The 10,283-nt window shown below is 50.3% G+C and carries 9 protein-coding genes; 3 read left to right on the top strand and 6 right to left on the bottom strand.

Annotated features, from left to right (window positions below; translation table 11 throughout):
• Positions 1–1,859: acylase (locus tag GX117_06425; protein NLO32978.1), on the top strand; the 1,859-nt coding region annotated here is incomplete at its 5' end.
• 46 nt (positions 1,860–1,905) lie between these two features.
• On the opposite strand, the gene GX117_06420 is transcribed toward GX117_06425, so the two are convergent.
• From GX117_06420 to GX117_06395, 6 genes are all read right to left on the bottom strand, one after another.
• Positions 1,906–3,336, bottom strand: coding sequence for an aspartate aminotransferase family protein (locus tag GX117_06420; GenBank protein NLO32977.1), 1,431 nt, complete (start codon positions 3,334–3,336; stop codon positions 1,906–1,908).
• Between the two features lie 100 nt (positions 3,337–3,436).
• The gene (locus GX117_06415; GenBank protein NLO32976.1) at positions 3,437–5,005 is read right to left on the bottom strand and encodes a glycerol-3-phosphate dehydrogenase/oxidase; all 1,569 of its coding nucleotides are present in this window, start codon (positions 5,003–5,005) and stop codon (positions 3,437–3,439) included.
• Between the two features lie 325 nt (positions 5,006–5,330).
• The gene (locus tag GX117_06410; protein NLO32975.1) at positions 5,331–7,136 is read right to left on the bottom strand and encodes a TolC family protein; all 1,806 of its coding nucleotides are present in this window, start codon (positions 7,134–7,136) and stop codon (positions 5,331–5,333) included.
• A 62-nt stretch (positions 7,137–7,198) separates the two neighbouring features.
• On the bottom strand, positions 7,199–7,675 hold the full coding sequence (locus GX117_06405; GenBank protein NLO32974.1) for a DUF1844 domain-containing protein: 477 nt from the start codon (positions 7,673–7,675) through the stop codon (positions 7,199–7,201).
• A gap of 240 nt (positions 7,676–7,915) precedes the next feature.
• Positions 7,916–8,362 (bottom strand): nucleoside-diphosphate kinase, encoded by a 447-nt coding sequence (gene ndk / locus GX117_06400; GenBank protein NLO32973.1) that lies wholly within the window; start codon positions 8,360–8,362, stop codon positions 7,916–7,918.
• Positions 8,363–8,431: 69 nt separating this feature from the next.
• Positions 8,432–8,833 (bottom strand): hypothetical protein, encoded by a 402-nt coding sequence (locus tag GX117_06395; protein NLO32972.1) that lies wholly within the window; start codon positions 8,831–8,833, stop codon positions 8,432–8,434.
• A gap of 46 nt (positions 8,834–8,879) precedes the next feature.
• On the opposite strand from GX117_06395, the gene GX117_06390 reads away from it, so the two are divergent.
• Positions 8,880–9,761, top strand: a complete 882-nt coding sequence (locus GX117_06390; protein NLO32971.1) for a hypothetical protein — start codon at positions 8,880–8,882, stop codon at positions 9,759–9,761.
• Positions 9,762–9,922: 161 nt separating this feature from the next.
• On the top strand, positions 9,923–10,283 hold a 361-nt coding region (locus GX117_06385; protein NLO32970.1), incomplete at its 3' end, for a nucleoside triphosphate pyrophosphohydrolase.

The raw sequence follows: 10,283 nt of genomic DNA, 5'->3' as shown, positions 1-10,283 counted from the left end.
TTTCTTTTACCGAAGAACGCTACGCAAGCGGGATCAGCCCTGAATTACGTGCTATCGTAGAAGCCTATGCAGAAGGGATCACCCATTACGCGGCGCTCCATCCCGATCATATGCCTTATTTGCGCTTACCTGTTACCGGCAAGGACATCATCGCCGGGGGCATGATCAAAGCCCCGTTTTTCTATGAGCTTCAGCGCAGTTTAGAAGAAATGATGAGCAATTCCGACATTCAACTTGACGAGGCCGGAATCCTTGCACTGGAAACCTTGAAAAACAATCCTTTCAGTCACGACATGCCTATCGGATCCAATGCGTGGGCAGTTGGTCCCGCACGCAGCGCCGACGGCGCCACCCGAATCGCTATCAATTCTCATATGCCGTGGGATGGTCAACTCACTTGGTATGAAGCCCATGTACACAGTGAGGAAGGTTGGGACGTCATTGGCGCCACCTTCCCCGGCGGCCCTTTCATTTTCAAAGGACATAACGCGAACATGGGATGGTGCCACACCATCAACCGCCCCGGTCTTGCCGATATCTATGAATTAACATTGAATCCTGACGATCCCGATCAATATGAATTTGACGGCGAATGGCGTTTTTTGGAAAAGCAAAATGCCGCCATATGGATTCAGGTATGGAAGACCATAAGCTTTCCTGTTTTCCCGGAGCTCCTGTGGTCCGTTCATGGTCCCGCTATCCGTATGGGCGAAAAAGCCTATGCCCTCCGTTTTGTCGGTTATGGAGACGTGGATATATTGGAGCAGTGGCGCTTCATGAATAAGGCGCAAAATCTCGATGAATTCTTGGCAGCCATGAACAGGCTGACTATGTTGTCTTTCAACACCCTATACGCCGATCGTGACGGGAATCTTTTTTACGCCTATGCCGGCAAAATTCCTAAGCGTTCCAATAATTACGATTGGACAAAACTCGTGCCCGGCAATACCTCACAAACACTATGGACAGATTATTACGCTTTTGCTGATCTGCCCCAGGTATTGAATCCGCCCTCCGCCTTTATACAAAGCTGCAACAGCAGTCCTTTTCATACGACAGTCGGCGAAGGCAATCCGGTAGAAGAATCATTCCCCGCGCCCATGCGAATAGAAAAACATTATACGAACCGGAGCCTGCGCGCGCTGACCCTTTACGGCGGCGATGATGCAATCACAAAAGAAGAATTTTTCACCTACAAATATGACAAAGAATATGATCCTGAATCGGAGATTGGTCTTTGGCTGCAAGAAATTAAAAATGCAGCCGAGCCCGAAGATCCTCAAATGCGCAGCGCTTGGGAAATCCTGCAAGCCTGGGATCGTAAAGGAACCGGAGAAAGCACAGGCGCAACCCTCGTCATGCTGGCGAACGAATTACCTATGGACAAAGAGGCGCCGCCCGAATATTCGAAACCCATGAAACAGCTTTACACAGCGGTGATGTATTTGCTCAACACCCGTGGGCGTATTGATGTGCCGTGGTCGGAAATGCTTCGTCTTAAGCGCGGTTCCCTAGATCTTCCCCTCGCCGGTTGTCCCGATTGTTTACGCGCCTTTGATCTGGGGCTGCAGGAAGATGGCCACTTCGCTCCTACGAACGGCGATTGCTTTTTCCAAATGGTCGAATGGGACGCCGACGGCACGATGCGTTCACAAAGTATCCATCAATACGGCAGCGCCACTTCCGACGCCGATTCGCCTCACTACGCCGATCAGGCGCCTCTTTTTGTTGCCGAACAAATGCGGCCCACCCTCTATTATGAGGAGGATATCCGCGCCCATCTGCTTTTGGAATATTATCCCGGAGAGTTCGTTGATCCTTGGTACAAGCATACCGAGCCCAAGCAGACAGAACCATGACTCGAAGCATAGTGCTGCAAAAAGGCAAAGACTACAGCAAGGCTTCTTAAGCTTGTAAGCCGTTTAAATATTCTTTCAATAACGCTTCCGCCATGGGATAAGGCAGGCATTCAAGTACAGTATTGATCATCACCATGGAATCGGGTAAAGCGCCATCGCTTACGCCGCCCATGGCAAGAATAGCATCCTGTGCATTTTCCGGATCATTGGCAATCAAAAGATTGATCTGTTGCCGAACCGTCTCCACATCAATATGGTCAGCACTATTTTTGACAACGGTCACCGCCTCCCGAAGATCTTGCAGCAAGGCTTCCGTAAAACTCACCGAACTGTGATTGACCGTTAAATGCAAGTTGTACGGAGAGTAGGGCGTAGAAAATTGTGGCTGCACATACCAGCCGCGCCTACCCATTTCTTCCGCCACTTGAAAGAGGTTGACCGTGTCCGACGCAAAGGAAAAGAGACACATATCCGGTTTTCCCAGCACACGGAGCTCCGGAATATCGTTAATACCCGCCACCAATTTGTCGGTGGCTCCTTGGGTTTCCCGCACAATGCACTCGTAGCCGTCGCGGCCCAATTTATTCAAAGTCGCCCAAGATCCCGCCATAGGTCCCGCCGTCTTGCTGCTCATGATCGTGGGATTGATCAAGGCGTAGGAGGTTGTTTGGAGACACGCGAAGTATTGGTATTTGCGGTAATTTTTATCCCGGTACAGGATGACCGATGCGTTTTTGGGCGCATAACCAAATTTGTGCATGTCCGCGGAAATACTGGTCACGCCGGGCACAGAAAAATCAAAGTCGGGCAAGGGATATCCCATTTCACGCATCAAAGAAAGATGGATGCCGCCGACACAAGCATCCACATGGCACCAAAGATTATGCCCTTGCGCGAGGGCGGCAATTTCTTGCACAGGATCGATCACGCCCTGCGCATAGCCCGGCGCCGACGCCACCAACACAAGCGTATTGGGCGTAATGCTCTTTGCCATGGCATCCACATTGGCGCGGAAATTCGTGGAATCATAGTCCACAACAACCGGCTTAATATCAAAATAAGCGCAGGCTTTATGAAAGGCTGGGTGGGCGGTCAAGGGCAAGATCATTTCCGGCGCTTTAATCTCAGGACGCGTAGCACGCGCCCAATCGCGTGCCGTTTTCATAGCCAATAAAATGCTCTCTGTCCCGCCGGAAGTCATGTTACCTACAACAGCCTCGTCGCCGCGCAACAAATGAATGATCATCCGAACCACCTCACGTTCCAGACGCATGACGCTTGGGAAGGTGGTAAAATCGAGCCCGCTCTCGCAAAGATACATCATGTAAGCATCTTGCGCGGTGTCCAAGACCTCCTCGCCGGGATCATAGACATAAGCCATAACCCGCCCGGAATGCCAAGGCAGATCGTTTTCTTTGTACTGCTTTAATTGCTCCATAATGGAGGCTTTGCTGCGGCCCAAATCCGGAATATGCATGGCATCTCTCCTAAAGGTAGACTATATTTTGAGACAAGACATTTGTCTTCTAATCATCTCAAAAAATCCGATAGCAACACCTTTACGAGGGCTGTTGATATCAGCATTTAACCATATAATGAGCTTCAGCCAAGCGCGTAACAGATTGAACCTGTTCATCAATCCACGCCTCGTCATAGCCTAATTCTTCCGCCATCAAAGCCGCCACCTTCGGCGCCATGGCAACTGAGGCATGAGCATTCAGGAACAAAGCTCTGGAGCGCCTTCCTAAAAAGTCTTCCACCGTACGCGCCGCCTCCTCACGCACCGCCCAGAGTACTTCACCGGCTTGTATATCAAGATCAGGATGAAGAAGCGCTTCCAGATCCGCATTTTCTGCGCGAAGAGCCTTCACCTTTTCCCAATCACTTCCATAAGAAGCTAAATTACTTTGTTCAATAGTATCCTTCGTATAGCCGTGAATAGGCAGCTCCCGCGTTGTGCAAGGCTGGGTTTCCAGCTCCGCCACGACGGCAGCCTGATCCACCGTATCCTCCGCCATCTTTCTATAAGTGGTCCATTTCCCGCCAGTAATGGTTACCAATCCGCTATTGGAAATGTGTAAGGTGTGGTCGCGCGATAAGGAGGCCGTCTTGCTTTCGCCCTGAACCGCAACAAGCGGACGAATGCCAACAAAGACACTGCGCACATCAGCGGCATCAGGCCCTTTCGTCAAGTACCGGCCCATATGGGTCAATATGAATTCGATTTCATCGTCAAAGGCGCGCGGCTCCAAGTCTACCGTATCAATGGAGGTGTCGGTGGTGCCTACGACCGTATGATTTTTCCATGGAATGGCAAAGAGCACGCGCCCATCGTCCGTGTGCGGAACCATGATCGCTGTATCGCCGGGCAGAAACGAACGATCAAAAGTAATATGGATCCCTTGACTTGGGCTGATAATGGGCGGCGCCTCTGGTACATCCATTTTCCGAATGGTGTCCGTAAATACACCGGTGGCATTAATAACGGCACGCCCTTTCACGCGGTACTCCTGCCCCGTTTCCTGATCAACCGCCACCACCCCGCAAACCACGTCATTTTCTTTGATCAACTCTTTGACGCCCACATAATTTAATAAGACCGCGCCCTTCTCTTCAGCTGTCTGCGCCATATTAATTAAAAGTCGGGTATCATCAAATTGACCATCATAATAGATGACGCCGCCGCGCAAGCCTTCCGTCTCAATCGTAGGAATTTGTTCCACAGTTTTTTTAACGGACAGATTGCGTGAATGACCGAAGCCATATTTTCCCGCAAGAAAATCATAGACCCGCAGACCAATCCCATAAAACGGAGCTTCCCACCAACTATAATTCGGCACGATAAACGCGAGATCATGAACGAGATGGGGCGCGTTGTTGCGCATGATTCCCCGTTCACGCAAGGCGTCCAACACCAACGAAACATTGCCCTGCTGCAGGTAACGAACCCCGCCATGAACCAATTTGGTGCTTCGGCTTGAGGTGCCTTTTCCAAAGTCATGGGCCTCCAACAGAATCACGCGATAGCCCCGTGCAGCCGCATCAACAGCAACACCAACACCGGTTGCGCCACCTCCAATAATAATGAAATCCCAAAGGGTGCTGCTGTCTTCAATAGCCGCAATCATCGAATCTCGTTTAAGCATAGGTCACTCTCCTAAATCAAGCTTGGTTCCTACGACGTCTCTGCACTCTTTATAACGTACTGTCTACCCCTTTTCCAAATTTAAATTCGACGAGCACAGAAAGGTATAGCGTGGGAAAGCCTGAGTACTGCAAAGGAGACCGGTATTGGTGAGAACAGAGCGGCTTTTGAGGAAGGTTTTTCTCAGCCTAAGCGAAGGCATCGAAGCAGCCCAAGCCAAGGGCCGGGGCAACCAAAGGAAGGTGAGCTAAGACGGAAATGAGGCGTGTCTAAACCGACCCTTTATTCTATGGGATCAACGCTGAATCCAATACTCTGAACCCAAGTCACGGGCTTGTCCGTAATCTCGGGGCTGTACTGGATACCGTAGCTATCCAATAAAGTGCCTTCCGCCAATTGGAGATCGACCAAGGCTTTTTCATAGGCAATACGGGCGTGCAGTTCCTGCACTGCGCAGCCGTCAAATCTTCCTGAACGCGGAGCACCAGATAACTGGTCGTGATCCCGATCTTCAGGCGCCGCTCTTCTGCGTTGACGTTCGCCTCTTGGAATCGTTTCGCCTGGAGTGTACTTTCAACCAAAGCTTGGTTCGCTAAAACATTCCGTGCCGCATGATGAACACGCATCATTAATGCCATCTGCATTTGTTTGCGCCGTTCTTCTGCCTGCCGTTTATTGATGCGTGCCCGTTGATAGGCGCCTCTGCCCATGCGGTTGCCAATGGGAACCGAAGCTTGGAAGCCAATACTAAAGGCCTCATCCTGCCCTTCCAAGATACCCGTGAGCGTGCGGCCCATTTGGTTGCTTCGACCGCCGCGCGCATAGGAGCCGACAAGATCAAACTGGGGCAGCATATCATTGCGCGCCTTTTCCTCTTCCATCAAGGCATTGACAATCTCTAAATCAGACATCTCATTTTCCGGGCGCAGTGTCAAGGCGAGCTGTACGCTTTCATCCAGATTTTCGTCGTAGTTGCCGCGATCGAACTTCTCTTTAGACTCAGGATTTGGCCGGTCTACAGGCAAGAGTGTAATCTTAGAGAAGCGCCCGGCTTCCTCAAGGTTCAGCAAAAGCTTCAGCAAATCGCTCACATCAGAAATTCGGGAGTAGGCTTGGATCAGTTCAGATTGACGCATGGCAACGCCTGCCTTGGCTTGAAGGACATCAATGTCCGCTGCAGTCCCAATGTCACGCCTCGTTTCGCTAATTTTCATCAGCCGTTCCGCATTCCTAAGCGCTTCCTCCTGAACGCGGGTCCCTTCCATAGCGGCAACAAGATCCCAATAGGTTTTGATGGTATCCGATACTTTATTCAGCACCGTAAGGCGTGCCTGTGCTTCTGAGATTTTCCGCAGATTTTCTCCCGAGCGAATACGAATCCGATTGATATCTCTGCCCCAGCCGCGAAGCAGCGGCTGCGTCAAGGTCAATCCCAAGGTCGCATTATATTCCGCCTGATAATTGCCGAAAGTACCTCTTTCCCAGCTGGACGCGAGCAAAAGCGCATATTGCGTGCCATAGTGTAGTTTGCCCGCAAGGGAACTCTCAGAAATAATCTTTTGAGAATCGACAACAGAATAGCCAAACGTACCTAGAAAACTCACGAAGCTGCGCACCGTCTGGTCGAGAGAGGTCGTCGAATCACTGTAGCTCATCTTTTTCGATAAGATGGGATCAAATTCGCCGGTAGCAGCATAGGTTTCCGCCGCGGCCTTTTCCGGATCAAAGCCTGCAATAATAATGTCCGGGTTGTGTAGGAGTGCAATTTGGATCGCATCGGCCAAAGATAGGCGCAGTACGTCGGTTTCGGAAGGACGGTCTAAAGCTGAGCGGAGGGCACTTAAATCGATGAGGTCTTCCGAGATGGCATCCTTAAGAGTCGTTTCATAAGGCGGATTTTCCTCCGGAATAATAACGGTGCTTGGAGAAGCGCTTGCCTCTGCAGCATCGGTACCCTTTAGTATCAAAAGATCCGCCCCATCGGGGGGAGACGCCTCTTCTTCACCCGCTAAGTCAACAAGAATCGCTTCTTCCTCGGAAAGGATCGATTCATCCGATTCAACCGTTGAAGCAATACCGACCATAAGCGATAAACCTAAAAGCAGCCCAATAATCCACCCTGATTTTCTCATATCCTGATCCTGTTCTATTGCAACGTTCATTTCTGATTGAGATACAGGTGCACAACCGCAACTTAAGGTTGCTGCTGTTGATCGCTCCGCAAATTGTTCATATCGACCCCGGAGCGTTCCATAGCCTGGTTTTGAACTTGTTGTGCGCGCGCAGTAAAGAGCCGGTGTAATTCTGCCAAAAACTCGGAGAACAACGCCTGCTCATCGTTACTAAGATTACCCTGCATCTTTTCGCGCAACATGCCGATCATTTCGATCATCTCACGCGCTTGATCGAGATCCACCACGGCCTGTCCCTGACCGCCGATAAGACCCAGACTATACATAGCCTGGGACCCCAGCATTTTCAGGAGCCCATCTAAATAGGGATTGATGCCGTCTGTCCCTTCCGACGCAGTGCCGGCATCAGTATCGGGGGAAGACGCACCGTCCACGGGCGTCTCCCCACCGTTCTTTTTTAACGCTGCAGATTCTCGTTCGCGCTGAACGCGCGCCTTCCAATCTTCATCCACATAGAAATTGGTTTTAATATCCGACATGGCATTGTACCTTTATACAACGAGGATGATCGTCGAAAACACAGAATCGCGACTCGACTGCAAAAATACGTTCAGAATCAATTATTTGTTCTTATGCCGATCCTGCCTCGAACGTTTTTTGCGCTTATGTTTATTAATTTTTGCCTTGCGTACTTTACGACCACCAGCCACGGGCTAAACCTCCTTAGTCATGCGGTTGTTACCGCTGTCTCTATTAGACTGTATACCATTAAGGAACAGTTATTCAAACCATTCCGGACGAACATGATCATAACGAACCAGCTCATGATCCTCAAAATAAAGGGCTATCTCGCGGGCAGCCGTTTCGACGCTGTCCGAGGCGTGAATCAAATTCTTTTGATTACTCAAGCCAAAATCCCCTCGAATAGTGCCGGTGCCGGCTTCAAGACAGTTGGTAGCACCATTCATTTTACGGATCTGCTGCACCACATCCTTACCTTCCCAGACCATTTGAACGCTTGGCCCGGAGGTGATGAATGCGGCCAGTCCCTCGTAAAAAGGTTTACCAACATGTTCTTTATAGTGCGCTTCCGCCTGAGCCTGGCTTAAGATTTGCATTTTAAGCGCGACCAATTTGAAGCCGCGACGCTCAAAGCGGCGTATAATCTCGCCGACCAATGCGCGTCCGACTGCGTCGGGCTTAATCATGACAAAACTTTGTTCCATCAAAGACATTACCTTTACTAAAGATATACGAGGGGGGAACGTACTCTAAACGAGGAGGACAATCCGAAACTACCGAATAGGATGAATATAAACGTGGAAAAACCAAAGATATTTCTCTTCGGAAATTTGGATTTCGCCTATACTATAGCAAATATACGAGGGGATTCGCAAAAATTCCTTCCCCCAAAAAGCCGGAGCGGATATGAGTCCAAAACCTTCTGCCGCGACCGACCGGTTCATCCCGTCCACCGCACTCCGATCCCACCCATCCCGTCCATCCCGTCCATCCTGTCCATCCAGTCCATCCCGTCCATCCCGTCCATCCCGTCCATCCCGTCCATTACCGGCTGATGCCGTCTTGCCCCTGCGGCGCACACACAAAAGTCTCGGCTGCCCAACAAACACAACCATTACCGCTTTATCCACAGGCGAGATAACCGGCTCATAATTGAATAAGCCATTCCTACTCATTTATAGTGTGATCACGCATTAACTATATGGTGGAGAATGTGGGTTTATGTTTGCGCCAAATCGTCTTCTATCTGTTAAAGAACAATGGCTGATCATTGGGTTAACTACGGCAATACTAATCGGAGTAGTCACCGTATATTTCATAAATGAGCGGGATCACAAACAAAGCGACGAAGCCTTTGTAACAAATGAACAGCCCGCAAAATCACTGCCCCTTTTGCATGAAAAACCCGTTTCTGCCCTGCCCGAAAAAACCACCAAAACAGCCCCAGTAACACCCCTTTCCCCACCGGCGGCTAAACCTCCGGAAAATGTCGCTCCACAAACCCTTCCCCCGCCCAACGAAGAGCCCCAAACAACACCGGCTCCTAAGCTTGGCGTTGCCGTCATGGGCGCAGTAAAGAACCCCGGACTCTATTGGCTTCACGCCGATGCACGCCTCGTAGATTTAATTGAAATGGCAGGCGGAGCCACAGAATGGGCCGATTTATCTACCTTGGCGCTAAGCGCCCCCGTGATTGATGAAAGTACCTTGACTGTCCCCAAACGCACCGTGTTGATTCAAGAAGGAAATAGCCTGCGCGCACGACGGGGCCGAGAAGAAAAAGTTTTTAATCCGCCTCAGTATCTGAAATATTATCACATGGCACGACTGGGCGTACCTGCCTCTGCTCCTCCTGTCAGTAATGCAGGCCAACCAAGAACGGCACAACAAAACGCCGCATCGACAAAGGGCGGATCCATCAATTTAAATCTGGCTACACAGGCACAGTTAGAAGAATTGCCTGGAATAGGGGTCGTTCTAGCCGGAGCCATTATTGCGGAACGGGAACGTCAACCTTTCGCTTCGGTAGACGATCTGCGGCGCGTACCTGGAATAGGCGAAAAACGGCTAAATACTATCCGCGCCTTGGTGAGCGCCCCTTAGATCCATGGGCACGCCGACAATGAGCCTTTTTTCCTTTCTAACTTTCCCGAGAAATCAGATGAATTTGACACCCGCATCGTGTATCCTTACACTGAACATAGAATAAGATTAAGATTTCACCTTTTGCTTCCCACCTATAAAGATTATAAAGGGCTACGCTCATGAACTTTTCGCCTGAACTTCAGCCAACACCCAAGGCGCCCGGTGACTGGTTTGAGGCGCTGATTCGCTTGGCACAGTTTTTACGCTCACCCGAAGGATGCCCCTGGGACCGAGAACAAGGTACCCGCCAATTCGCAACCTTCGCCAAAGAAGAGGCAGAAGAATTATGTGATGCCCTCGACGAACAGGATAACCGGCACGCGGAAGAGGAGTTTGGAGACTGTTTCTTTACCTTGGTCAATTGCATGGTTGCCGCAGAAGAAGAGGGCCGATTCACCATAAATTCTGCACTCGAAAGAGCCTATCAAAAAATGATTCGACGCCATGAACATGTCTTTCGAAGTGACCGAGCAATGACCC

It is taken from the genome of Candidatus Hydrogenedentota bacterium (assembly GCA_012523015.1).
GTDB lineage: Bacteria > Hydrogenedentota > Hydrogenedentia > Hydrogenedentales > CAITNO01 > JAAYBJ01.
Note: the sequence above shows the minus strand (reverse complement) of the source record. Positions and strands in the feature narration are given on the sequence as shown.